Genomic DNA, 26,988 nt, shown 5'->3' with positions numbered 1-26,988 from the left:
GGATGAAATGGGAACGAAAGGGGCCAGCCTTGCTTCTGAGCCTGTGCCTGATCTGGTCGCTGCTCGCTCCGGCCGGACAAGCTCTGGCTAGCGAGCTGCCGCAGACCGAGTTCGGGCAGGTGCTTGACCGGAGGCAGATGGAGATCGGCCCGGGAGCCACCTACACCTGGTACAACATGAAGCTTCCGCAAGGCTTGGAGAAGGTGCATTTCATCGAATTCGATCCGAAGAATGAGGCGCTCGATCTGCAGCCGGGCATGACGGATGGCAAGGTATACGGCATGCAGGGGGTCACCAAGATGGCGAGCGATGCGGACAAGCAGGGGAACCGAGTCATTGCGGCCATCAACGGCGATTTCTATGATATGTCCACCGGCGTGCCGCTCGGCCTCTTCATGGGGGATGGCGAGATTCTCGTCAGTCCGCCCGAGCCTGCCAGTTGGTATGCCTTCGGCCTGAAGGAAGACGGCACGACCATCTACGGGTTGAGTCCGACCCTCAAACGGACGCTGCATCTCGGCGGCAAGGATGTTGAACTATCGGACATCAACCGCATGCGCGGCACGGGAGACAAGCTGATGCTGTATACGTCCGCCTTCCATGCATCGACGATGACGAATCAGCTTGGGGACGAGGTGGTGCTGGACGTAGTGTCGGGCGAGGTGAAGAGCGGGCAGACGCTGAAGCTGAAGGTGTCCGAGCTAAGGCTGCATGCGGGCGATACGCCGCTCGGCGAGGGCAAGGCGGTGTTGTCGGCGGCGGGATCCTACCGCGAGCTGCTGCAGGGACTTCAGGTCGGAGATGAAGTCACGATCGACTTCGAGCTGGAGGAAGCGTGGCGCGACGTGAAGATGGCTATCGGCGGCGTGGCCCAGCTGCTGAAGGACGGCGAGGTGCAGCCGCAGAACGACAAGGCGCTCTATCCGCGCGTCGCGATCGGCACGAAGGCAGACGGCTCAATGGTCATGATCGAGATTGACGGCCGGGCGCCGGGCTTCAGCGAGGGCGTGTCGTATGATGACCTGGCGAAGGTGATGAAGGACATCGGCGTCGTCAATGCGCTCTGTCTCGATGGCGGCGGCTCCTCCACGTTCGTGGCGCGACTGCCGGGCGTGCCGGAGCGCCGTATCTTGAACCGCCCGTCAGACGGCGGGGAGCGGAAGACGGCCAACGGGCTGCTGCTCGTGAACAAGGCCCCGGAGGGCGAGGCGGCGCGGCTGGTGGTGCAGCCCAATCTGGAGCGGTTGCTGGCCGGGTCTTCCTATACGTTCAAGACGGCGGGCATCGATGCGAACGGCCACCCGGCTGAAGTCGAGGGAACGCCGCAATGGAGCGTCGATCCGGCGCTCGGAACGATCGATGAGAACGGCTTGTTCACGGCAGGGGATACCGCCGGAACCGCCGACGTGAAGGCCGGTCTCGGCGGCTTGTCCGGCCAAGGGGAGGTCGAGGTGGTGAAGGAGTTGACCGAGCTGCGCTTCCCGGATACCGTTCGTACCTTCGCTTCCGGCGAGAAGGTAACCCTTCAGGTGAGCGCTCTGCGGGACGGGCAGGAGATCGTGGCTGATAACCGCCGCTTCACCTGGCGGGTGGAGGGGCCGATCGGGACGATCGATGAGAACGGCGTCTTCACGGCGACGGACGAAACGGAGAAGAGCGGGCGCATTGTCGCTGCTTACGGAGGCATTGAGGCCTCGATGGAGGTTAATGTCGGATTGCGTCCGGTCATTTTGGAGGATTTCGAATCGGGCATGGACCGGTATTTGGCGACAAGCGGGGACAGGTATAAAAGTGTCCGCGTCAGTGCAGAGACGAACGAGGAGTTCGTCCGCTTCGGTTCCTCCTCGGCCAAACTGGAATATGATTTCACCGATACGATCGGCATATCCGGCGCTTACCTGGCCGCGAAGGATGATGCGTCGCGCATCCAGATTCCGGGGTATCCGGAGAAGATCAGCGTCTGGGTCTATGGCGACGGCAAGGCGCACTGGCTGCGCGGCCAGATCCGCGACGGCAATAACGCGGCGGTGGCCCTGGACTACACCGAGGAGAAGGTTGGCGTTGATTTCACCGGATGGCGGTATCTGGAGGCGGAGGTGCCGAAGGGCAGACCGCTGCCGTTAACGATGGATCGGCCGATCCGGTATATGGAGACGAAGAATGACAACAAGACGGCAGGGGTAATTTATATCGATCAGATTCGGGCGCTGTACGGGCCGGCTGATGATGATCTGGATCCGCCGATCTTGAAGGAGTTCGCTCCGGCTGACGGCAGCACGGTAGATACGGCGACGCCGGAGATTCATGTGTACGCCGAGGATGCCGGGTATGATCCGGTGGCCCATCCGGGCACGACGCTTATCGATTCCGAGTCGATCCGCATGATGGTCGACGGGAAGCTCGTGCAGCATAGTCTCTACCCGCCTAAGGGCAAAATCACGTATATTCCGTCAGTGCCGCTCGCGGACGGCGTGCATACGGTGAAGGTGCGGGTCAAGGATTTGTCCGGCAACCCGACGGAGAAGGAGTGGAGGTTCGAGGTCGATACGGGCGCTCCGAAATTGATGTATACCGGTCCGGATAATGTGTACGCCGGCGGCACGTATACGGTCGATGTTACCGCTCTCCGTGCTTCCGACATCCGTCGGGCAAGCATCGCTTTCGATTTCGACCCGGCACAGGCGGAAGGACTGGAGGTCGTGCCTGGCGCCAAACTCAAGGAAGGCCAGCTTGCATCAACGGTCGATCAGGCCAGCGGCGCGGTGGAGGTTACGTTCACGGGCCTGTCCGATTTGACTCTGTCCGAGGACGATGTGCTGGCGCAGATTCGGTACCGGGTGAAGACGAACACCGAGGGCGAGCTGCGGGTGAATTTCCGATCGGGTTCAATCGCGTTCGCCGATCAGGATGACGTCGACTTCGATTTCTTCGGGCTGCCGCTGGTGGCGGCGGTACAGTATCATCTGCGGCTGAACTGGAACCCGGACGGCATCGCCCAAGGCAATGAGACGGTGTTCGGCGTCGTCGATGAGCAGGGGCAGCCGATAGAAGGCGCCCGGTTGATGACGGCGGACGGGCAGGAGATTGGCGTAACCGATACGGAGGGCAAGCTCGCTACCCGCGCCTTGACCGGGACGGTGACGGAATATGCGCTGCAGGCGATGAAGGATGAGCGCTACAGTCCGGTCGTGAAGTTCAAGGTATCGCCGCTGGCGGGCGGCAGCGATCCGTACAATATCAGTGTCGGGATGGGCGCTGATCCGGCCGCGTCGCGCGGATTCACTTGGCATACGCATGCGAACGTGGAAGCGACGGTGGTGGAGGTGGCGAAGCAGGACGGATTTTCCGGCTTTGACGGAACCGGCGTAATCAAGGTGAGCGGCACAAGCAGCCTCTATCACACGTGGGATATCGGTACCGTGCGCGTGCACAAGGCGGTCGTGGATGGGCTGGAGCCCGGCACCGCTTATGTCTATCGTGTCGGCGATGGCGACAGCCATGTGAGTGAAGGCTTGTTCCGGACGGCGGGAACGGCGGAGAATCCGACCAAGTTCTTGTTCTTCGGCGACTCGCAGGCCTCCAATGCGGCCGGCTTCAAGCTGTGGGGCGATATTCTCCGCAAAGCCGTGGCCGATCATCCGGACTTTGATTTCATCCTGCAGGCCGGAGACATGGTGGAGGACGGCTTCAAGGAGAATGAATGGAATATGTGGTTCAAGGAAGCGCAGGATATATTGACCGATACGACGATTGTCTCGGTGGTCGGCAACCACGAGGTGACGGGCACCCGGAAAAATGACGATTTCCTGGCGCATTTCAATAACCCGCAAAATGGAATCGATAGTCTCAAAGGCAGCAATTATTCCTTCGATTATCACAATGCCCACATCGTGGTGCTGAACAGCGAATATGACTTCGAGGCGCAAAAGGAGTGGCTGCGCCGCGACCTCGCCGCCACGGACAAGACGTGGAAAATCGTCACGTTCCATCGCGGTCCGTACGGCAGCGTCTATGACTCCGCCCATATTCGCGAGGCGTGGACGTCGACGTTCGACGAGTTCCATGTCGATCTGGCGATGAACGGGCATGACCATGTCTATGTCCGTTCGTATCCGATGCGCGGCGGGAAGCCGGTCGGTGAAGGCGAGGGCACGACGTATGTCGTCGGCGGCTCGACCGGACCGAAGTTCTACGCCGTGACGGAGCGTGAGTGGCAGTATAAGGTGGACGGCGAGCAGACGCAGATTTACGGTGCCGTGGAGATTCGAGGCGGCGAACTCACGTTCACGGTGAAAACGCTCGGCGACCGGCTGGTCGATCAGTTCACGCTGCGGAAGGGCACGACGGAGCCGGTGCCTCCGGCCGAGGTCGTGCTGGATCCGCCGCAGGCGAAGCTGGCGGTCGGGGAGAGCGTGAAGCTGAAGGCGACGGTGCTGCCGGCGGAGGCGAGCGATAAGACGGTGACGTGGTCCGTCTACCGCTCTTCCGCCGATGGCGTCGCTTCGGTCACGGCGGACGGCTTGGTAACCGCCCATGCGCTCGGCACCGCCGTCGTCCGGGCGACAAGCGTCGTCGAAGCGGTTTATGCCGACAGCGTCATTACGGTCGACCGTCTGCCCGAGGTTATCGTCGACGAGGTCCGGCTCGACCGGACGGAGGGCACCTTGAAGGCGGGCGAGACCTTGCAGTTGAACGCGTCCGTGCTGCCGGAGACGGCCGATCCGTCGGTCATCTGGTCGGTGTACCGCTCTGCGCCGGAGGGCGTGGCGACGGTTAGCGATCACGGCCTGATTACGGCGGTGAAGCCGGGGACGGCGGTCATCCGCGCGCTGAGCCAGGCGGATGCGTCGAAGTATGCCGACTTCCGGCTGACGGTGACCCCGGCCGTGGAGCCGCCGAAGCCAGATCCAGAGCCGGAGCCGGAACGGCCGAGTGATAGTGGCGGGTCCCGGACGGAGCCGAGCGTGACGCCGAAGCCGCCGGAGCCGGCCGCGAAGGTGGATCCGGGCCGGATTGGCGTGAAGGCGAAGCGGGATCCGGGCGGCGCTCTCGCCCGGGCGGAGGTGACGGCTGCAATGCTGGAGCAGGCGCTGCAGGCCGTCGCGCCGGATCGGCGCGGCGTGAAGAGGGTCCGCATTGAGGTGGATGCGGACAAGGACGCGACCGGCGTCGCGCTGTCGCTGCCTGCGGCGGCGGTATCGGATTCGAGCCTGCGGCAAGAATACGAGATCGTGACGCCGCAGGCGACTGTGACGGCACCGTCGGGACTGGTGCCGGAAGGGGCATTGGCGGACGATGCGAAGACGGTGAGCATCGTTATCGCCCAAGCCGACCGCAGCGCATGGCCAGCGGGACTGGCTGCGCAGGCAGGCGGCCGCCCTGCGGTGGAGCTGTCGCTGCTGGCGGACGGGAAGCCGCTGTTCGCCGGAAAGCTTGGGGAACGCGTGCTTGTCGCCGTTCCATATGAACCGGCTGCGCGGGAGCTGGCGCAGCCGCATCGCATCGTCGTCCGTACGGTAGATGCGGACGGCCGGGTTATCGCGGTTCCGAAAGCGCGGTATGATGCGAAGTCCGGTATGGTGTATTTTTCGGTGAACACATTGGGTGTTGCGGCAGTTACCTTCTATGCGGATGAGTTTGACGATATCGGACAGCTTGGCTGGGCGAAGACATCGATAGACGCTTTGGCGGCGAGAGGCATCATTAGCGGTATTGGCGGCAATCGGTTTGCGCCGCAGTCGGAGATTTCCCGGGCAGACTTCACGGTGATGCTCGTGCGGGCACTGGAGCTTCAAGCGGCTGGCCGCGAAGGGGTAAGGGGCTCGGGCTTCGCTGATGTGGGCGCTGGCGCGTATTATGCGGATGCGATTGCGGTCGCGAAGGAACTGGGCTTGGTACGGGGCAAGCGGGATGGCTTCTTTGGGCCGCAATATGCGGTTACCCGCCAAGATTTGTTCACGATGACAGCCCGCGGGCTAGAGCACGTCGGCAAGCTGAAGCTGATGAGCGATCCGGCAGCGTTGACCAAGTTCGCCGATCATGAGAAGATTTCCGGCTATGCGAAGGAGGCGCTTGCCGCCTTGCTGGAGGAAGGGCTTATTCAAGGCAGCGGCAGCAAGCTGCGTCCGGACGGTTACGCGACCCGGGCCGAAGTCGCGGTCTTCTTGAACCGGATATTGGCGCTGGTTCAGGAACAGGAATGAGCTATTAAGTAGCAGGATAGGGTAGTGAAGTTGCTGGAGTGGGCGCTCTCTGTGTGAGGGCGCCTTTTTTATGCCTGGGGTTCGTTGGTATGTTCAAGGCCTTATCGTCACTATCCCATTCGGTCAGGATAACGGGAACGGAGCTTTGAGGTGAGGTCACAGACGAGCGCGGTTTTTGCGGAAGCGACGTGCAAGTTATAGCTGCTTATGGGGGGCTGCTGATAGCAACGCGAGCGGGATGGGGTATCTGGTGGCGTTGAATAGACGCGTCGAGGAATTGTCGGGTACACTAGAAGCAAGCATGGAACTTTAAGAGGCGATGGTTCTCTTTTGGATAAAGTAAACAAAACGAAACGGGGTAAGCGAGACGAATGTTTATTCAATTGGTATGCGTTGGGAAGCTGAAGGAGAAATACTTGGTGCAGGGGATTGCGGAATATAGCAAGCGGCTGGCGCCCTATGCGAAATTCCAGGTGGTCGAGGTGCCCGACGAGCAGGCGCCCGAGAAAATGAGCGACGCCGAGGTGGAGCAGGTGAAGGAGCGGGAAGGCGACCGCATCCTCGGCCACATCAAACCGGATGCGCATGTGGTGACGCTGGCGATCGACGGACAGCTCTGGTCGAGCGAGGACCTGGCCTCCCATATCGATCGTCTGGCGACCTATGGGACAAGCCACATCGTCTTTGTCATCGGCGGCTCGAATGGCCTATCCGACGCCGTACTGCGCCGCGCCCAGACGAAGCTGTCCTTCGGCCGCATGACGCTGCCGCATCAACTGATGCGCCTGGTGCTCGTGGAGCAGATTTACCGGGCGGTGAAGATTAATCGGGGGGAACCGTATCATAAGTAGGGCGAAAAATAGGGGGTGCCTGGCACTTCCTTTTTGCTGATATTGTTCTCTCATTTAAAGAAATCTTCGCGTTTTTTCAATAAGGCGAACGAATGCAATGCTTATTTTCGGAGCGAGGCATTATATCGGTGAGTGTATACAAACCATGTAATGCTTGCTGTTAATAATGCCGACGAAATCAAAGCTGTAAGAACACTATATGTTCGCCAAATAAGTATCTCTGACCAATCTAATGCATAGCATATTATACACTGGACAATCGTAGCAATCAGCAAAATAGCTGTTACGATTATTCGCTTTTTTGTCATTGGCTGCCGCTCATTCGTTTTCCTTCTGCGTAATCCTAAGAGAAAGAACAGAACAGCCAATAGGCAAAGAATAATTGTGGTAGACGACAAAATGATGTCCAAAAGCTGTGTGCCGCTTATTCCATATGACTGCGTCAGATTGCCGTCTAATATATCTTTAACTTTTAGTACCATGCTTCTATTGATATTTTCGCCGTTGGTCAGCAAGCAGATGGCTATTCGTTCATTTAGCAGTATGACCATTTCGGTTCCGAAATTGGGATTGCCCCCTGGGTGCTCTATCATCGTTTGGTTGGCGTTTACCGACCAGCCCGCCGCATAATACATTTCGTTGACAGCCGGAACAGACCTATCACCCTGATGTGATTTCTCGATAACCGTATGGAATATTTCGGGTATGTCCTGCACAATACCCATCTGTATGCCCATCCAACGCGCCATATCTTTTGTACAAGAAATGATGTAGCCTGCGGGTTTATTCCCGGAATAATCCGGCGCGTTATATGGGGTTGTCATAAAAAAGGAAGAACGGTAGCCCTGTGCCAACTGTCCGGTGGCTTGAGCATCTTCTTTATAAACATACGTCTGGTGAAGACCCAGTGGCTGAAATACCTGTTCCTTCATAAATTCTTCATAGCTTTGTCCCGACACAATCTCAATAACCAGACCTAATACGTCATAATTAACAGTTCCGTAATTATACTGCTCACCAGGATAGAACGACAATTCAGAATCTACGAGCATTTCTACGGTTTTTTGCAACATATCCGGCGTATTGCCTTGTGGAATGTTTTGACTGTGACTGCCATTTGTTAAGCCGCTAGTATGGTGTAAAAAGTTATTGAGTGTCATACTTTGCATATCAACGTGTTTCCCCTGATACTTTAACGTAAACCAAGGCAAATATTTCTGGATAGAGTCTGACATTGACAGCATTCCTTGTTCTTCCATCAGCAGAATACCCATGCCGGTAAAAGCTTTACTTACCGAAGCCAGCTCATATAGAGTATTTTCACTTGCCGGCAGTCCCTTTTCACGATCTGCGTACCCGGAAGAAAAGTAGAGCACTTCATTGTTCACAAGTATTGAGATTGACATTCCCGGTACACCTGATATACGGCTTGCATCATCCAACAATGTTTGTATTGAATCAGATTGCGAATCTGATAATGCATAACTTGGTGTTGCGAATCCGGTGAACAGTATAAGTAATGCAATCATAAAGACAATAATTTTTTTCATAGTCTCTCCATTCCCAAAAAACTCCCGTACGGAAAATATAAATAATCCGCAGTACGCCTTATTCCCCTAAAGTGTAATAAGATATATATTATGAAGCTTATTATTGCAAAATCTTATTGTATGTGAAGAATCATACGATATAAAAAATTAGATTGCTATCATAATCTTCTACTTACTACGAACTATTTTGCTAGGAACACAAAAAGCCCCCTCTGCTTCATTAGCGGAAGGGGCAATAGTTTGGAAGTATTCCTCAATCTTCTCATCAAAGGTTAGCTCGATCTCTTTGTGATGCACTTATTTACTGCTACAGTCAGATAGAAACACTGCATTTAGTCAAACTTGAATAGCTCAGAAGACTCCAATTGTGTTGATGTCGACCTTTTTCGGTGATATTCCAACTGTAAACAAGGTTGATAGTCAAGCATTTTGAGGCGATTTCCGAAAAACAATAATAATATGGGAGATTATTACCTTATGGACGAGTTCTTTTGATAGGAGTTAAGTTCGCTTTATAGATGATATGGTGAACCGTACCATAAGTAGGGCTAAGAAAACGGGTAGGGGGTTAGTATTCGTCCCTTTACCCGTTTAATTTTTCCCTCTTTGTGCTTCGTGATGCGTTCAATTCCTCAAGCACGGATTTGGGCTGTGAGCACGCCACCCTTATGATCCCGACGGTACGGCAAGCCCGGCTAACAACGCAGCGGCTTCTTGGCGAAGCATTGGGCGCATAGGTTCATAATTTATCGCTCCATTCGCTCCAATCTTTACTTCAGGACCAAACAGTTTTGCGGCAGCAACAAATTGTACGGCATCCCGGGCCCAAGATGATGGTTGTTTGCCACGTAGCTTTGCTTTTTGCGGTTGGTCCGTTCTATACGTCTGCGCAAATCTCCATGCTAATAAAGCAGCTTCCTGCCTCGTTATCGCTCGATTCGGTTCAAAACGTCCGTCCTGTAATCCTGCGACACCTAAATGCTCAACGGCTGTCTGAATTTCCGGTGCAAGCGGATGGCCCACCGAATCGGTGAATCGGACAGGCTGCTTGCTTAATTGAAATCCGCCAATCTGCACCAGCATTTGAATGAATTCCGCCCGGGTTATAGCTTTTTTAGGTCTGAATGTGTTTGGGCCGTCATCGCTTACATTTTGAAGTTTTCTTACCAGATAAATAGAAGAGGCATACGGATGATTTTTAGGTACGTCACGGTATTGCTTAGGGTTTGGCAATTTCTCGAAAAAACTGTCTGGGGCGTTGTAATAGAAGTAGTTGATCCCCCCGTTACTATCCTCTTTAAAGCCCGCTGTCATGCCGTCCTCGTCTTGAAACAATAAAGCTTCTAGCTGTTTCAGCTTATGAGTACCCATCTGATCTTTTACCGTAATTGTACCGTCCTTACCTGCCGTAATACTCGAGATCGCCATCGGATTCCGCAGGTTTCTGTATGTGCCTTCAAATCGAGTCAACTGTTTCTGTGCCGGTTTAAGTTGAGCCGTTGCGGCAGAGCGTTGATCGGGATAAAACTGCTGCATGAAGGCGGCGAACAGTTCGATTCTCGGATCTATCGTCTCGCCGTTCACGATAACCATCGCGCCTACTTTGTGCTCGGGCAGCATCCACATCCAGGAATGAGCTCCAGCAAGATCCCCGCCTTTCCCGATGACAACCTCTCCATTGTGAAGGTGCTTAAGGAAAGATTCGAACCCATATGACATTACAGGCAGCTTCGAATGAATGCCGTATTGAAAGGACTCCATGGTCCGGGTCGTTTGTTCCTTCAATATTCGATTGTCCCCGAGCTTGCCTCCATTTAACATCGCAGTTATGTACTTGGCCATATCGCTTCCGGTTGAGAATAATCCTCCGGTTGGGTCAATATAGGGGGTATTATCGTAGAGAGCAATCTCGTTGCCTTCAGGATCATAGCCTTTGGCGAGATTTGCTTTGACATCGGCACTCATTGTAAAATCGGATCTATTCATACCGAGCGGTTTAAATATATGCTCTTTCATGTAGCTTTCAAACGGGAGCTTCGATACATTTTGTACGATATATCCCTGTTGTACGAAAGCTATATTATCATAACGGTAGGCCTCTCCAGGTTTGCGTATGACAGTCGGTATATTTTCTTTTACATAGCGATCAAGAGATATGCGGCTTGCTGCTGCGGAACCATCTGTGTAGTTATACCCGGTTGTATGGGTCAACAGATGTTTCATCTTAAGCGGGAAGCCTGTTTTATTAGGGATGGTGATGTCTGCCATATATTTGGATATGTCATGTTCCAGATCGATTTTGCCTTGCTCAACGAGCTGCATGACTGCCGTTGCTGTGAAAACTTTGGATATTGACGCCATTCTGAATACAGTCTTATCGGGGTCAATAGGCTTCTTGGCGGCCACATCGGCATATCCGTATCCTTTATTGAGCAGTACCTTATCATCTTTGACGACAAGAAAGAGTGCGCCTTTGAGCCGCTCCCTGACATCGGGACGCGAGAAATAAGAATCCGCAAACCTCTCTACCGATTCGGTTGTGATTGGAATGGCCTCTCTCGAAGCGGTGGCTGTTTTCTGCACCGATGCGCTGTGATCTTGTGTGGCATATACCGGTATGTCGGGCGTCATTGCAGTCAATCCAATGAGGATTGCAGTGGCAAGGACAGCAGGTTTGAACCCTTTGCGAATTATGGTTGTCATCTATTTCTCCCCCTCGAAATGTATAAGCGTTGGCTATTTCGTAGCCCGCTTCCATGTTGAGCAATATTAATATATCAAATAGGAATCCACGGCAAATCCGTATCTGCCGCATGATATTTGCGTGATCGCGCAAACATCAATCTCAATCGATATTGAAATACTCATGATAAAGAGCTTGCGTTCCAGCTGCTTGTCGAGAGTGAGAATCATATTCCCTCCAAATTAACTTGTAGGACAGTTTGATCCCTTACTAAATGATGTTATTAGTTGAAATGAAGATACTATCTCTTTTAGAGTTTCGAGTACTCAGTCTAAGAAATCAAAAGGCACCCAATCGGGTGCCTTTTGATTTCGCTCTATAGATGTTAAGGTGAACCGTATCTAAATAGTGGTAAGGCGGAGAGTTGAGGTTGTTGTAAATACGAAAAAGTGGGGAATCAAATCACACACATTGCTTTAGCGGTATATACCAGTACTTCATTAAAATGATTCCCTTGAAATTCTTCTACGGTGTAGGCTTCGGGAGCAGGATCCAATCTTCGTTCACGCAATTTGCCGCGCGTGGGACCTGCTCCATATAAACATAAACACTGTGTTCTTTATCTACTGGATTCGCCCAGCAGCAGATGGCGGATCGAGAGATTGCAGTAAGATGCTCATGAATAGAAGCAACCCGCAAACTTTGGCGTTTAGCGGGTTGTTTTCTTTACAGATCAAGCTTCTTACTATCGCGTTGTTCAAGTTTGCGGGCCGTCTGGCTTGGTTCGACATTTTTTTGATTGAAAGGTTCTCAATTCGAGATCAAAAACGGGTTTGTCACGCCGTACCAGTAATTTTCATTTTTATAGTGATGCCATAAATGGACTCGGAGTTCTTATATGTAAAAAGGAAGCGATGCGTAAATACTCGGCATCGGCATAATCGGCCATGCCTCTGGCTAATGCAATCCATGATCCAATGGTTGCCAGGCTCGGAAGCAGAGCTAAAGCTAACCAGGAAGATTCCTCATCTCATGGATAAATCGTGGAAAGAGAAAAACTCTCTCTTTTACATATTTAGTCTGCATTCAAAATACCTCCTTATTGCCATTATTCTGGGAACACTGGGAATGCTGATTCAAGTAAATTGCCGTCGCTCAAGATAAGTCAGGGGAACCGTATCCTAAAGAAAGGCAAGTTTTTGCTCTGGGTGGGGGATAATGAATTCATTGCGTGCGAAAGAAAGGAAGGAGCTGTATGACACGGAAATGGACCATCCCTTTGTCATCTTGCCTGAAGAACAAGCGCCCGAAGCCCTTCAGCATTGTGAATGTTGCGAGCTATCCAAGCAACGGACTCGTGTTATCTGGGGTGAAGGAAATCCGAAAGCCAAGCTTATGTTGATCCTGGATAATCCGGGAGCCCGCGAGGATCGGGAAGGAAATTCGTTTTTGTGCGGCACCCGGGAAACACTCCAACTCGGCTTGAGGGAAGCGGGTATCGATACGAACTCGGTTTATGTCACCTATTTGCTTAAATGCAGACCGATGCGTGCTTATAATAAACCTGAGGCCAGAACAGCATGTCTTCCCCATCTACAATTACAGCTCCTGCAGAAGCAGCCGTCGGTATTATTTGGTTTTGGGAATGTCGTGGCGGAAGCAATATTCCCACAGAAGGAGAATGCGAGTGTCAAGGAATTGCGAGGGAACTGGCACGAGTTTCAGGGTATCCCGATCAGCTTTACCTATCACCCGCTTGCCGTAAGAAGGAGACCCAATTTACTAAGGTTCTTCGTAGAGGATTTGAAAGCATTGAAGGAGAAGTGGAAGGGAAGATCAACACCGCATACATAAGCGGTCTACATTTTATGTGGTAGGTGGTTGGCGGTATCAAAATGTGTTAAGCAAAATGAATTGAGGTAAAGCATTATGTCTAAAATTGATAATATGATGGCGATTCTATGGATGTTGAATTCAGGCAGGAAAATTACTGCAAAACAAATAGCTGAAAAGTTAGAGATTAATATAAGGACGGTTTACCGTTATATTGATGCGCTTTCTGCCAGTGGTGTCCCGATTATATCGGACACAGGTCATCATGGGGGGTATACCCTGTTGAATAATTTTATTAAAAGTCCTCTTCTTTTCGATGTTGATGAGAAAACTGCATTACTTCATGCTGCTGTTTTTGCCCAAGAAGCTGGCTACTTTTTAGGAGAGGCATTAGACCGAGCGACATCAAAGCTAACAATGTATTCAAATCAAGAGCAGGAAAGAAGGATTAAGCAACATTTAAAAGGGCTTGAAGTCATAAGTCCAACTGGAAAATCATCTATGGAGCCAATATTGAAGCAATTGGAGCAAGGTATAGTAAACGAATCATCTGTAGAAATTGAATATCATACAAATCGTGAAGAGCAATCCAAGCGCAGGATGGTTGATCCATATGGAATGATTTATTGGAATAATAACTGGTATGTCATTGCATTTTGCCATCTGAGGAATGAAGTCCGCAGTTTTAGAGTAGGGCGAATTCGCAGTATTATTCAAACAGAAATTACCTTCAATCGTCCAACGTCCTTTTCGGCCGGTGAATTTTTTATGAAAAGCCTGCTTCCAGAAACAGCAGATAAGCAAGGACTTATGCCATTAGTTGTTGGCGGTACGACCAGTGCGTTGGATAATTTATGCCAGCATTGGTTTTTAGGGCATCATTTCAAAGAACGAACTTCAAAGAAAGCTGTATTTCTACTTGAAGAAGAAGCAATTCATACATATGTACCGTATTTACTGTTACCTTACGGTAAATCTATTCAAGTCATTGAACCACTAAGTTTGAAGCAAAAACTTATTGAGGTTCTATATGAGTTAATTGATTATTATCAAGCTTAAAAACTTTACTGACGGAGGATGTCAGTAAAGTTTTTTTATATTAGGGTATATCGATTCATCCCTTACAAAAGGAGTGCTGTTATGCATACAAGAAAAGTGTATCTTTATGTATTTGATACGATGTCAGACTGGGAGGTAGGTTATTTAATTGCGGAACTCAACTCGGGAAGGTATTTTAAAAAAGAATTAGTGCCTTTAGAGGTGGTTGCTGTAGGCATTGATAAAAATCCTGTTACTACAATGGGAGGATTGAAAATACTGCCTAGTATTTCTTTTGATGAGTGTATTTTGGAAAGTACCGATGTTTTAGTTCTTCCGGGCGGAAATACTTGGACAGAAGCAATTCACGAACCTTTATTGAAAAAAGCTTCTGCATCTTTAAAAGAAGGTACTGTTGTTGCGGCGATTTGTGGTGCAACAGTGGGACTTGCAAAGATGGGATTGCTAAACTCAAGAAGGCATACAAGCAACAGTCTAGAATATATGAAAATGATCTGTCCCAATTATACTGGAGAAAAATATTATGAAATGGAACCAGCAGTAACTGATGGGAATTTAGTTACGGCATCAGGAATAGCTCCGTTGGAATTTACGCTGCATGTGTTGAAGGTGCTGGATGTATTTGCACCGGAAACATTACATTCATGGTTCAATCTCTATCAGACTCATGAACCAAAATACTTCTTCGAGTTAATGAATTCTCTCAAATTTACCGAATCAACAGGGGGAGGAACTGGACGCCCGGTACCCGGCGCGGACTAGGGAAATGTTTCGCGTCATTGATGACGAGATGGATTTTCCATGAGGCTGCCTCAGAAGAAAAATGCGATTACCGCTTATAGAAGCAACCCGCAAACTTTGGCGTTTGGCGGGTTGTTTTTTCTTTACAGTTCGAGTTTCTTACTATCGCGTTGTTCAAGGTTGCGGGCAGTCTGGCTTAGCTCAACATTTTTGTGGTCCTGAAAGGTTCCCAATGCGAGATCAAAGACCGGGTTTGTAACACCGTACCAGTAATTTTCATTTTTAAAGTGATGCCATAAATGGACTTTCTTCATCCAACGGCCCCATGAGGTGACGGGGGTAATCGGAAGATGTGCGATATAGTGTTTCCACTCATAAAACAAGAGGAACAGGATCACTCCAGCGATAAAAGCATTTGCAATCACGAGGCTTGCTGAAATAAAGTAGGCAATGGTTCCCGCGATGAGGATATTCGGCAGAGTGTACCACAAAGGCAGAAACAATAAATGCAGGTCATTTGGATTGGAGTGATGATCATAATGTAAACGCTTAAGTAATTTTAAGAAGAAGGGGTTCTTCGGAGTTCTTAGGTGAAAAAGGAAGCGGTGCGTGAAATACTCGGTAGCGGCATAAGCGCCCATGCCTATGGCGAAAGCAACCCAGGGTCCGATGGTTGTGAGGCTTGGAATCAGAAAGCCAAAGCTGACCAGGAAGATTCCGCTCATGATGCAGATATCGGGGAAAAAGAAAAACTCTCTTACATATTTCGTCTTTATTGAAAACACCTCCTTAATGCCATTACTTGGGGCCAACGTTTCCGTGTTTCTTGGGAAGCGGCCTTTTTGCCGAGCTGATCTATAAATATGCAGGAAATATGGAGGTGTTGCCGGTTAATCACTGGGACTTTAGTTATCGAATGATTGAAGCTGTGGAATTTGTAATGGAGAGGGCGTACTTCATTGATAATGACAATCGTTGAGACGGAGGGTATGTATGCTCATTCAAGTAATTGGTTTGAGGGGGGCATGAGATCGACAGGTACACCCATCATTCTCCATAATGCGATATGGAAAGTTGGCGGGGTAGGGCGAAATTTTGGTCAATGACCTACAAGTTTAGATATTTGTTAAGCTAACGGGAAACGATAACTCAAGAATTCCACGCATGCAACCCGTAAGACCACTAAATATTGGAGTTTGGTCCTTGTAGGTCTAAGCTCGCGAAAAAGCACGCCAGCCAAGAGCCGATACGCCCGCTGCGGGTGGAACTTCGATCGATAACGAAAGCGCCAAAGCTGCGGGAAAGAAGTCTCCGGCCAAGGCGCTCTACGTTCCTGCCCGGCACTGATCCCACCGCATGGAGCGCAAAGGCTTTGGGACTGTTCATGGATAGCACATGAAACCATCTAAATGTTTGTTCGATATTCGTTGGATGTTGTGATAAATGCGACTCAGGTAGAACGGATTCCTTCAAATGCGTTTGTTACTAGATGTTGCACATAGGGTTCGTCCAACGTTTCGCCTGTCACAAGCAAGCGATAGAAAATCGGCCCGTAAATGAGATCAATGCATATGCCAATGTCGAGATTTTTTTTCAATTCCCCGCGTTGGACCCCTTTCTCCAAAAGACTTCTTGCCTCAAGTCGGCGGGGACGGAAAAATCGAGCTCGATAGGCCTCCGCCAATCCCGAATCAAACTGCCCTTCTCCTAATAACTCCGTAATGATGGTCCCCTCGCGACTTATCAAAAAACCGGCTAAATTCGTGGCGTGAATTAGAATATCATTCAATGCCGAACCCGTATCAGGCACGGGCAATCTGGCCGTGGCGGCATGCAGGAAACCATCCATGACCACGGCAGCCTTGTTAGGCCACCATTTATAAATTGTGGCCTTGCTAACTTGAGCACGTTCGGCAATTTTATCAACGGTGACGGCTTGAAAGCCATTTTCCAACAATAACTCATAAGATGCGGAAAGGATAGACTTTTGAGCCTCTACATTACGCGGCCTGCCTCTTTTGCCCTTCATTGTAATCATCACCTTTCGTCAATACATATCTTAGCCGATAAAAATAAACTATACGTTCAGTATACCAATTATGAACAAAAAATAAAGCTGAAACTACCTATTTACAAAACTAAACGTTCAGTATATTATTTTGTTATAAAATTTATAAACTATACGTTCAGTATTTAAAAATGCGAAGAAGGAGGAACTAACATGAGGAGAATGTTGAATGAACTTGTAAATATCCGATAAGCAATGAAATTACACACCGTAGAACATTATATTTCTATATAAGGAGCTGCCCTAAAATGAATGCTTTAAAAAAACAATCAACCGAGAAAGATATCCCGACATGGTTAACCATACTTCTGGCTGCCGCATGCGGTATCATTGTGGCTAATCTTTACTATGCGCAGCCCTTGGTTGGGGTAATCAGTTCTTCAATCGGGCTGTCCGCAAACAGTTCTGGCTTTATCGTGACGTTAACGCAGATTGGTTACGTAGTCGGCTTGTTATTTATCGTACCTATGGGAGATATTGTTGAAAATCGAAGGCTGGTTGTCGTCTCTTTACTTCTCACAGCGGTTGCCCTTGCAATCACTGCAGTATCGAAACAAGCCGTGTTGTTCTTAGCCGCTTCGTTTGTAATCGGGTTAGGGTCGGTGGCTGCGCAAGTACTCGTACCTTTTGCGTCATACCTTGCATCCGAATCTTCACGCGGTCGTGTGGTCGGCAACGTCATGAGTGGTTTGTTACTTGGAATCATGCTCTCGCGTCCTTTGTCGAGCCTGGTAGCCGACTTCTTTGGCTGGCATGCCGTATTCGCTTTGTCTGCCACAGCTGTTATTATTTTGGCTGTCGTACTGTCGAAGGTGTTACCTGCAAGAAAGCCTTCTACAGACACACACTATAGAGCTCTACTCGGTTCGATGTGGCACTTGCTGCGAACAACTCCAATTTTACGCCGTCGGGCTGCATATCATGCATGTGTGTTTGCGACTTTTAGCTTATTTTGGACAACAGCTCCGTTACTGTTATCTAGCCCGATCTTTCATTTTTCCCAGAAGGCCATTGCGTTGTTCGCGCTTGTCGGAGTTGCGGGTGCAATAGCAGCGCCCGTCGCAGGGCGATTGGCCGATCGCGGCTGGACTAGACCCGCAACAGGGATTGCACTCGTTACTGTCGTCATTTCTGTTCTGTTACCGCTTATGATCCGTACGGGTTCACCCATCGGAATAGCCGTTCTCGTCGTTTCGGCCATATTATTGGACGCCGGCGTATCCGCAAATCTGGTGCTCGGACAACGCGCGCTCTTTTCGTTGAATCCGGAATTTCGTAGTCGCCTGAATGGGCTTTTCATGGCTATTTTCTTTTTGGGCGGTGCCATCGGATCCGCAATTGGGGGGTGGGCATACGCCACGAGAGGATGGAGTGCCGCGTTATGGATTGGAATAGCTTTTCCGATCGTTGCCCTACTTTATTTTGCTACAGAGAAGAAGTAGGTCTATGAGTAGAATTTAACCTCCTGCAGGTTAACGGTCTGGTTGCTCACTCCTTTACCGCAAAAGCCTCACTGAAATTTACTGGCTTTTATTTACTTTGTAACTGTCATATAATAGTAAATATCTTAATCTTTCAATGATAGTGGTATACTATGATCAGGCAATAATAGAAAAGGTATATGATTCCGATCACGTTCCGGCTTGCTGTGTTAGGGGGAGCAGGCAGGAGCGACTACATCTTTTCTTCAAATATCAGCGTATAAGGGCGGTAAAAATGAGCAGCAGACAAACCGAAACAGACGTTATCTTAATTGGTGCTGGAATCATGAGTGCGACTTTGGGGACATTGTTGAAGGAATTAGCGCCGTACTGGGAAATTACCGTGTTTGAGAAGCTGGCAAGCGCAGGAGAGGAAAGCTCTAACGAATGGAATAATGCGGGAACGGGGCATGCTGCGCTGTGCGAGCTGAATTACACAACCGAAAAGCCGGATGGGGCCATCGATATTAGCAAAGCGATCAAAGTGAATGAACAATTTCAAGTTTCCCTGCAGTTTTGGTCTTATCTTGTCAACAGCAATCTGATTCGGAATCCGCAAGACTTCATCATGCCTTTGCCTCATATGAGTTTAGTAGAAGGGGAGCAGAATGTAGCGTTTTTGAAAAAACGTTTTGAAGCGCTATCAAACAACCCCCTGTTTCAAGGGATGGAATTTTCCGATGACCCGGAAAAATTGATGGAATGGATTCCTCTTATAATGAAAGACCGGACCCTGAATGAACCGATAGCGGCAACAAGAATCGAATCCGGCACAGATGTCAACTTTGGCGCTTTAACGCGCATATTATTCGATCACTTAAAGAATAAAAACGTCGATATCCATTACAAACATCGTGTTGAGGATATGAAACGTACTAGCGATGGCTTATGGGAATTGAAAGTACGGAATGATAGCGGCGAAGTTGAACGCCATACTGCTAAATTTGTCTTTATCGGCGGCGGGGGAGGAAGTCTTCCTTTGCTTCAAAAATGCGGTATTCCTGAAGGAAGGCATATTGGAGGATTCCCGATAAGCGGGTTATTTATGGTGTGCAATAATCCGGAAGTGGTAGCACAGCATCATGCCAAAGTATATGGTAAAGCGAAGGTTGGCGCACCTCCAATGTCCGTTCCGCATCTTGATACCAGATTTATCGATAATCAAAAATCGCTGCTCTTTGGGCCGTTTGCCGGCTTCTCGCCAAAATTCTTAAAAACCGGTTCCATGTTTGATTTGATAGGTTCGGTAAAACCGAATAATGTGTTGACGATGTTGGCCGCGGGCGCAAAAAACCTTTCGTTGACAAAATACTTAATCCAGCAAGTTTTGTTATCCAAGGAGAAGCGCATGGAAGAGTTGCGAGAGTTTATCCCGAACGCCAAAAGCGAGGATTGGGATCTACTGGTGGCGGGCCAGCGCGTGCAAGTCATCAAAGATACGGTTGCTGGCGGTAAGGGAACGCTTCAATTCGGTACGGAAGTCGTCAGTGCCGCCGATGGATCGATAGCCGCCTTGCTCGGCGCTTCTCCGGGGGCTTCTACCGCCGTTTCCGTCATGCTGGAGGTCATCGAAAAATGCTTCCCGCAGCATCTGAAAGAGTGGGAACCGAAAATAAAAGAAATGATCCCTTCTTATGGCGTGTCTCTCGTGGAAAATCCGGAGCTTATCCATGACATTCGTACTTCAAAAGCGCGGACGCTTGGTCTCAACAGTGAACTGCAGCCTGTGATGTAGACCGAGCAAAAGGAAAAAATGAATTAGTCTCCTGGAATACATGAATCGCATTGTCAATATCCCCTTCAGGTGTACTCGTTTCCTCATAAGGAATTGAGGCCTCTTTTGAGTGACTGCTTGAAGGGGATGATCACTTATATTTTATCTGTAGAAATACGCTCAGATATTTTGGTAACATTGTCGAATCCGAAATCCAAGTTTCTCGTCATGTACTTATTAAAAAAGCTTGGAGCGATTCCTGTCAAATGATGAAAGAAGGATACTTCTACTTTCCAATCGTTTTCAATCATATGACCAATATCCAAGAGCCCCCTTTTTGAAACCAGATCAATGATTGTTTTGATTTTCATTGGTTTCTGGATTGGAATGACATCATCAAGCGGTTCAACTTTTAAATAACCTTTCCGGTGCATTGCCGCGTAAAAGTTCCGATGATCTTTGGGTTCGATGATCCCAAGATTAGCTGCCCTATATCCCAACACTTGCAACGAAGTTTTCCATTTCTCTTTCAAATCTAAATAATCATCTGGATTCGTGATATGGGATACATCCTTCATATCAAATGCGAAGTCGTCTTCCGGCAGTAATAATGCTCCGGCAAATATATTCGCTTCATTCTCAATCATTTTGTGCTCTTTCCGATCTAAGTTAGCGAATTCAAGGCGATAATGAAGCAACAAATGACCCAATTCATGTGCGATATCGAAGTTCCTCCGAACAGCCGATCGTTTCATATTACCCAAAATGATATAGGGTCGATCGTTTTGGGTCCAGAGGCTATAAGCATCAATCTCCTCGCCAATCGCCTTCTCAAAAACGAACACTCCGCTCTTTTCGATCAGGAACACGAGATCATCATTATTAGAATTCGGTAAGTCGAGCCTTTTTCGCGCTAAATGAGCGACATGATATATTTGAGTAGATCTGTCGTCACCTGTATGGTTTAAATACTCAATAACCTCGTCCCTTAACTTAATAATTTTTAAGGTAGGAAGGCTGACTTTGGCCGTTACATAGTTGACAAAAGCATCTAAATATTCAACATGCTTCGCTTCTGCCTGCGTTTTCGAAATGACATTCAGTACTTTTGAACGATATGCGATGTTCATTACGTCGACATTGGCAGGCGTCATGTACCGTGCAAGCATGTCTTCCGTATAAAAGTATTTACTTTTTACGCTAAAAATTCGTTTCAATTCGTTCACGATCTGCATTTTCGGAGATGTATAAGCGTTCTCGTACTGCCAGACGGCTTGTTCTGTAACACCTAACATTTCGGAGAGCTGCTTTCGCGAATATCCATGCATGATCCGTAAATTGGCTAGATTTTTACCAATGAACATGCCTGCTCCCTCCTTATTTACCTAACACCATTCTGTTGTTTATGAATTTTGTTGTTCCTCTTCATAAATCCCGATATCAAATGCGGCAGGATCCATAACATCATCGTTCATTTCAGGTGCCACTACATCGCGATCCTCTTCAGTTGCGGTGGTCTCTCTTTTTACCCGCGGTACTCGCGAAGTTCTTGCAGGACCGTATTCAGCGGCTTGGGGCGGGCTAAAATATTGCTGCCGAGCGAATGCAAGGCATACACGGGCCCAAAGGGCAACGAACACCAGCCGAAGACGCAAATAAAGCTGCAAAATAGCAAATTAAGCAGTGGAGTGGGATGGTAGCCGCTCACATAGTAGCTGGACTTGGTACGATAGGAGACGATGATCCAGGAGAAACAAATTTCATATTGCATAAATTGGGTCTGGCTGTCGATGAGGATGCCGTTATAGTGAGCGCCGTCTTGACGAATCAGAGCGGCATTAGACAGCAGCCATGCATTCATTTTTGCGCCGCGCTTGTTATCGATGTAGATGAACAGACCATACAGACCGACCGTACATGCTGCCAGCAGCAAGAAGATAGAGAAGCTCGTATTGCCGCGAGGCAGACTAAGTGCAAAAGCAAAACCGATAATACTGGCTATCACCAGCAGTGCTGAAGGCATAGGTTTTCCCCCTTCTTTTCCTCTATCATCGGCATAACCGCTACTTTTTTCAAGAGGAACGGGCGACATGATTTAACTCTTTTAAAAGCTCCCACCGCTGGATGAATTGGATATAAGTGTTAAAGTTAAAGAGTCTCATTCTTTTTTGTACATAGGCAAAATAGAAGGGGAAGTGTTATTTAACTTATCCAACTGTTGTTGTTCCACCAACGCCTATCAGAACCGCAAAAAAGCCAGCGTCTCCGAACATTAGAAGCGCTGGCATTCTTTTTTATCAGGCTTATTTCAATATAAATCTCCCGGTCACCGGGTTATGATCGCTGTTCTCGAAGTTCAGATCGTGTCCGGCCACATCAACGATTGCGACATTCGGAGAGACGAGGAAGCCGTCGATGACAGCGAGGAAGTTAATCCCTGGCCGATACGCGCTGTCCAGCGTGCGGACGGAAGGCGTGCTCGGGTCTACCGCCCATTGAAACCCAGGCGGAGCGAAGGTATCGGGGAAGGGCTGCAGCCACTCCGGCCATTCCTGCTGCGAGGGAAAGCGGCTGTGATCGGTTCCCGGCAAGGAGTGGTTCCAATCTCCGCCGAGGATGAGATAGTTGTCCTTCTTCATTTCTTGATGAATATAGTCCGCCAGGAAGTCGAGCTGTTGTTTGCGGATAGTGCCGCCCTTGTCGAAGGCCGATAAATGCAGGTTGAGCAAGACGAGTTCTTTGCCGTTATCGACGGGCAATCGGCTCTCGATAAATGCACGATCCAGTTCAAATAGCTGCACTGGCCAGCTCTCTTTGCCAGGCAGATCGAAGCGGGTATGCGAGGTGCTGGAGAACGTGGATAATGTCAGCAATCCGCTCTGCACCGCGCCCATCGGATGAGTCAGCGGCACGGGCACCCATGCCACCTTATAGTTATAGGCGAATGTGTTGCTATATCCCGGCAGGTTATCGCTAATCATCTGGACCTGGTTAATATGATTGCTGCGTGAAGAATTAACGTCTACTTCCTGCAAGATATACAAATCGGATCGGGTGCCTTTTAGAAAATCTGCAATAGCCTTCAGGTTCGCTTCCGTCTGTTCCTTGCTGCTGGAGCGGGACTTCGTTCCGCCGTCCATGAAGAAGTCCTGTCCTTTGTCGAGACCGGCGTAGCCGAGATTGAATGTCGTGACGGTGAACGGCTGACCCTGCTTCAGCGTAGAGGCAGTATTATTATTGGATAGAAGTTCTACTTGAGCAGGGGGCTTATAATCAACCGCTGTCATATAGATGAGAAAAATGGCAAGCGCAGCAACGGGCGTGAGCACGACCCAGGCCAGCCACTTTAACAATTTTTTGATCATAAGATGGTTGTTACCTCCTGGGTTATCAATCTTGCCGTGCAAGTAACCAGCCTTGAAGTCCCTGGCCTGCAGCAGGACAGAGACGGTTCACGACGGGCTCCTTATACACTATTAATGTTGTTTATCCGGAATGACAAACGATACGGTTGTTCCCTCATCCGGCTGGCTCATAATAGACAAGCCGCGGCCGTACAATTGAATCAATCTTCGATTCGTGTTAGCCAGCCCGATTCCGCCCTTTCCTTTCATGGTCGGGCTCAACAGATGGGCTACCCTGTCCTGATCTATGCCGCTGCCGTTATCGGTGACTTCAATCAGGGTGAAGCCTTCCTGGCGAGTAATCCGAAGCTGAATCGTGCCGCCCTCATTGCGGCTGAGGAGGCCGTGCTTGACGGCATTCTCGACCAGTGGCTGAATGGAGAGCGGAGGGAGGAACACGTCGATGTCGGGCTCAACCTCCCAGGCGATAGACAGCCGGTCTCCGAACCGCTCTTTCTCAATGTATAAATAGGCTTGGACAAGCTCCAATTCACGTGACAGTTCGACCATTTCCCCCGTGTTGAGATAATCGAAGCTAATCCGTAAAAAGGACGCGAACGCATTGCCCAGCTTGCGCATTTTTTGCGTGTCGATCACGCTTAGCGCCATCAGCGAATTGAGCGTGTTGAACAGAAAATGAGGCTGGATCTGCGCTTGCAGATAGGCCGCTTCCATGCGTAATCGTTCATTAATGGATTGCTTCAATGTAGTCAGGGCCTTGATGCGGGATTTCAGCTCGAGAGCGTCTACTGGCTTCGTCACATAATCGTTGGCTCCCGCAGAGAAACCGGTATAGATGTCCGCTGGTTGACTGCGAGCGGTAAGGAGCAGGATCGGCAGCTCGGATACGGAATAATGCTCTCTTACTCTCTGTGTCAACTCATAGCCGGACATGTGGGGCATCATGACATCGGCGATCAGTAAATCCCATTGCTGTGTCCCCAGAAGCTCCAATACTTCGCGGGCCGATTGGACGGTGGTGATCGTATACGGTTCCGTCGACAGGATTCCAACCAGCACATTCAGGTTCACCGGATCGTCATCCACGGCAAGAATATGGATGTTCCCGTCCTGCAACAGCGGCGGGATCGGTACGGTGGCCGCCAATTCGCCGGTTGTCGGATTGGCAAAGGTAAACCCGGCCGGCTCGACTCCTGTCCCGTCTGTTCGCTGACCGGGATGAACAGGGCCCTGTGACAGCGGAAGAGACGACCGGTCAGCCAATGGCAGACTGAAGCTAAAAACGGAGCCTTTGCCCAGCTCGGAGCGAACGGTCAATATGCCGCCGTGCAATTCTACCAATTGCTTGCAAATGCTCAATCCGAGTCCAATTCCTCTCCCATCGCTGATTCCAGGAGAGCCTTGCTCATAAGGGAGGAACACCCGCGCCTGGGTCTCCTCATCCATGCCGAGTCCGGTATCGGAGACATGGATGACGGCATGCTTGCCCCTTGTCCGGGCGGAAACGGCGATCGTTCCCTCCGTCGTATATTTGAGGGCGTTATGCAATAAGTTGTACAAAATTTGCACAAGCCTTTTCTCATCCCCCGTTACGGGAGGCAGCGATTCGTCGATATCCATCTGCAGTTGGACGGGCTTGCCTTCGGTCAGAAATTTCAGCATCGCGATGACGCCGGGAACGAGCGATTGAATCCGCAGCGGCTCTTGCTGCAGCACGACGCGGTGCTCTTTGAGAAGCGCGACATCGAGCAGATCGCCTAGCATATGCGACATGCGGCGGCTGATCGTGATCAGCAGCTCCATATCTTTCACGCTGCTTGCATTCATCTTTTCCTTCTCTTTCGTTACCACGGTTTGAGCGATATTCATAATCCCGTGCAGCGGCGTTCTCAGTTCATGCGACGTATTGGCCAGGAATTGGTCTTTCAGCTGATCGGCTTCCTTGAGCTGTTCGTTCAGCTTGGCGTTCTCCTTGGCATTATGGATATATTTTTTGAACCAATACGTCGAAAATCCGATAATGGCCACCAGAATATCGATGAGATAGTAGACGGTCGTAACCTCTTTAACCGACTCCACGATGCCCCATAATAAGTTGGATATCATGCCCGCTGCGGAGAGCAGCAGAAACACGACGTCCTTGTCGCCCTGCCTTTTGAAGATCATCGTTCCTACGATATAAAAAAACCAAGCGAACGAAAAGAGATAAAAGGCAATAAACAGGTTGAAATGCACTGCGCCGTAGACCCATGAAGCGGGAACGGCAAGCAGAAACCCAGTAAAGCAAACGATTGCCGCGGTGTATGCACGCAGCCATACGTTCCCCGAAGAAGCCGAAGCAAATCTTCTGAAAATAACAAGAATAAAGTAGTTTTGCCACAGGAGAGCGATCAGCTTGATCTTGATCGCCCACGTATAGTTGATTGGAAGCCATAATTGCAGCACGTTGTCATGACCGATCAGTACCGCGATGCCGACGGTCAGCATTAACAGAAACGTAATGAACAAAGCCCGTTCTTGACGGTTGAATAGGTAGAGGATCCAGGCATACATACCGTGCAGCAGCAGCACAACGAATGTCACTAGCTGAAATCCGATAGAATACCAACGCACATAGTCAATGGAGGCCTGAGAGCCGAAGCGAATCGAGCGTACAAGACCGCCGTTAAAAGGTTCATCGAAGTTGGCCGCGTGAATAAGCACATCAAGCTCCGTTGTCCCTTTCTCAGAGTGGGTAGCGGTGTAAGAGACGCTTTTGGGCCAGTAATCTTTCTCGGCCGCGGCAGGTTTCCCGACGCCGTATTTGTCCGATCCGTTTATCTCCACTTGCGAAGAAGCCTGAATCCCCTGGAGCCAGAGCGCGACAGGCTCGTCCAGCGGATCGATCAGAATGCGCAGCCGGTACGTTCCGTACCCGTACGAAGTACCGGAACCCGGGTTCACCGCGCTCCCCCAATCTCCTGGAATCTGTATATTACGATGCAGGTTATCCTCTGATTGCAAGTCCGGAAAAGAGATGAATTGATTAGGGTAGAAATGCCATTCGCCGTCCAAATAGAAGGGGGGCGATGTCTCCAAATCGATACCGCGTAAATCCATTACGCCATTAACTGCCCGATGTTCTCCCGATGTAGGAAATAGCTCGGACCATGCCCATCGCAGGCAGAGGAGACCGCCGAAAATCAAGATTAGCAAGGCTATATTTCGATATTTAGGGGAAATTTTATTTATTTTGGGCACAGGCTCAATGAGTGGGAACATATAGCACTTATTCCTTTACGAAAATGGTCTATTGGATGATTCCATAGAAAGGTGTCTGCAAAACGGATATTTGCTGCCCTCTATCAAATTCATTGCAGACCATCCGTTAAGGTGCATATTGCCAAAGTTATGTAAAGATGAGCGTTCAATAGGGTGAAGATCGCCGTCATGCTTGATTC

General features: G+C 49.7%; 15 protein-coding genes and 1 pseudogene. 7 read left to right on the top strand and 9 right to left on the bottom strand.

Annotated features, from left to right (window positions below):
• Positions 1-2: 2 nt before the first annotated feature.
• Positions 3-6,203: a phosphodiester glycosidase family protein gene (locus tag NNL35_RS02345; protein WP_254552896.1), complete on the top strand. Its 6,201-nt coding sequence runs from the start codon at positions 3-5 to the stop codon at positions 6,201-6,203.
• A 371-nt stretch (positions 6,204-6,574) separates the two neighbouring features.
• The gene (rlmH, locus tag NNL35_RS02340; protein WP_006676909.1) at positions 6,575-7,054 is read left to right on the top strand and encodes a 23S rRNA (pseudouridine(1915)-N(3))-methyltransferase RlmH; all 480 of its coding nucleotides are present in this window, start codon (positions 6,575-6,577) and stop codon (positions 7,052-7,054) included.
• Between the two features lie 101 nt (positions 7,055-7,155).
• On the opposite strand, the gene NNL35_RS02335 is transcribed toward rlmH, so the two are convergent.
• Both NNL35_RS02335 and NNL35_RS02330 read right to left on the bottom strand, forming a co-directional pair.
• Positions 7,156-8,604 carry a serine hydrolase domain-containing protein gene (locus tag NNL35_RS02335; RefSeq protein ID WP_006676910.1) on the bottom strand — a complete coding sequence of 483 codons (1,449 nt, stop codon included), beginning with the start codon at positions 8,602-8,604 and terminating at the stop codon, positions 7,156-7,158.
• Positions 8,605-9,270: 666 nt separating this feature from the next.
• Positions 9,271-11,307, bottom strand: coding sequence for a serine hydrolase domain-containing protein (locus tag NNL35_RS02330; RefSeq protein ID WP_006676911.1), 2,037 nt, complete (start codon positions 11,305-11,307; stop codon positions 9,271-9,273).
• 1,246 nt (positions 11,308-12,553) lie between these two features.
• Here NNL35_RS02330 and NNL35_RS02320 point away from each other — a divergent pair.
• From NNL35_RS02320 to NNL35_RS02310, 3 genes are all read left to right on the top strand, one after another.
• The gene (locus NNL35_RS02320; protein ID WP_083835550.1) at positions 12,554-13,141 is read left to right on the top strand and encodes a uracil-DNA glycosylase; all 588 of its coding nucleotides are present in this window, start codon (positions 12,554-12,556) and stop codon (positions 13,139-13,141) included.
• 75 nt (positions 13,142-13,216) lie between these two features.
• On the top strand, positions 13,217-14,179 hold the full coding sequence (locus NNL35_RS02315; protein WP_006676914.1) for a helix-turn-helix transcriptional regulator: 963 nt from the start codon (positions 13,217-13,219) through the stop codon (positions 14,177-14,179).
• Positions 14,180-14,260: 81 nt separating this feature from the next.
• On the top strand, positions 14,261-14,941 hold the full coding sequence (locus tag NNL35_RS02310; protein WP_006676915.1) for a type 1 glutamine amidotransferase family protein: 681 nt from the start codon (positions 14,261-14,263) through the stop codon (positions 14,939-14,941).
• A gap of 122 nt (positions 14,942-15,063) precedes the next feature.
• Here the strand turns inward: NNL35_RS02310 and NNL35_RS02305 are convergent, their stop codons facing one another.
• Positions 15,064-15,696, bottom strand: a complete 633-nt coding sequence (locus tag NNL35_RS02305) for a sterol desaturase family protein (protein WP_040731271.1) — start codon at positions 15,694-15,696, stop codon at positions 15,064-15,066.
• A gap of 674 nt (positions 15,697-16,370) precedes the next feature.
• A complete protein-coding gene (locus NNL35_RS02300) occupies positions 16,371-16,958 on the bottom strand; it encodes a TetR/AcrR family transcriptional regulator (RefSeq protein WP_083835546.1) in 588 nt (195 codons plus the stop codon).
• Between the two features lie 278 nt (positions 16,959-17,236).
• Between NNL35_RS02300 and NNL35_RS02295 the strand changes: the two genes are divergently transcribed.
• Both NNL35_RS02295 and mqo read left to right on the top strand, forming a co-directional pair.
• A complete protein-coding gene (locus tag NNL35_RS02295; protein ID WP_006676918.1) occupies positions 17,237-18,430 on the top strand; it encodes an MFS transporter in 1,194 nt (397 codons plus the stop codon).
• A gap of 136 nt (positions 18,431-18,566) precedes the next feature.
• The gene (gene mqo, locus NNL35_RS02290; protein WP_083835547.1) at positions 18,567-20,204 is read left to right on the top strand and encodes a malate dehydrogenase (quinone); all 1,638 of its coding nucleotides are present in this window, start codon (positions 18,567-18,569) and stop codon (positions 20,202-20,204) included.
• Between the two features lie 134 nt (positions 20,205-20,338).
• Here mqo and NNL35_RS02285 read toward each other — a convergent pair whose 3' ends face one another.
• The 5 genes and pseudogenes from NNL35_RS02285 to NNL35_RS02270 all read right to left on the bottom strand — a co-directional run bounded on the left by NNL35_RS02285 (position 20,339) and on the right by NNL35_RS02270 (position 26,647).
• The gene (locus NNL35_RS02285) at positions 20,339-21,547 is read right to left on the bottom strand and encodes a spr1629 family repressor/antitoxin (RefSeq protein WP_006676920.1); all 1,209 of its coding nucleotides are present in this window, start codon (positions 21,545-21,547) and stop codon (positions 20,339-20,341) included.
• Between the two features lie 39 nt (positions 21,548-21,586).
• Positions 21,587-21,691, bottom strand: a pseudogene (locus tag NNL35_RS30800) (spr1630 family ClpXP-sensitive toxin); the annotation flags it as partial.
• A 17-nt stretch (positions 21,692-21,708) separates the two neighbouring features.
• The gene (locus NNL35_RS02280; RefSeq protein ID WP_006676921.1) at positions 21,709-22,206 is read right to left on the bottom strand and encodes a hypothetical protein; all 498 of its coding nucleotides are present in this window, start codon (positions 22,204-22,206) and stop codon (positions 21,709-21,711) included.
• 280 nt (positions 22,207-22,486) lie between these two features.
• The gene (locus NNL35_RS02275) at positions 22,487-23,545 is read right to left on the bottom strand and encodes an endonuclease/exonuclease/phosphatase family protein (protein WP_420798530.1); all 1,059 of its coding nucleotides are present in this window, start codon (positions 23,543-23,545) and stop codon (positions 22,487-22,489) included.
• A 114-nt stretch (positions 23,546-23,659) separates the two neighbouring features.
• Complete coding sequence (locus NNL35_RS02270) at positions 23,660-26,647, bottom strand: hybrid sensor histidine kinase/response regulator (protein WP_254552894.1); 2,988 nt, start codon at positions 26,645-26,647, stop codon at positions 23,660-23,662.
• Positions 26,648-26,988 lie beyond the last annotated feature (341 nt).

The sequence above is a fragment of the Paenibacillus dendritiformis genome (genome assembly GCF_945605565.1).
Taxonomy (GTDB): Bacteria; Bacillota; Bacilli; order Paenibacillales; family Paenibacillaceae; genus Paenibacillus_B; species Paenibacillus_B dendritiformis_A.
The sequence above is the reverse complement of the archived record's forward strand: the minus strand, read 5'-3'. Positions and strand labels throughout refer to the sequence as shown.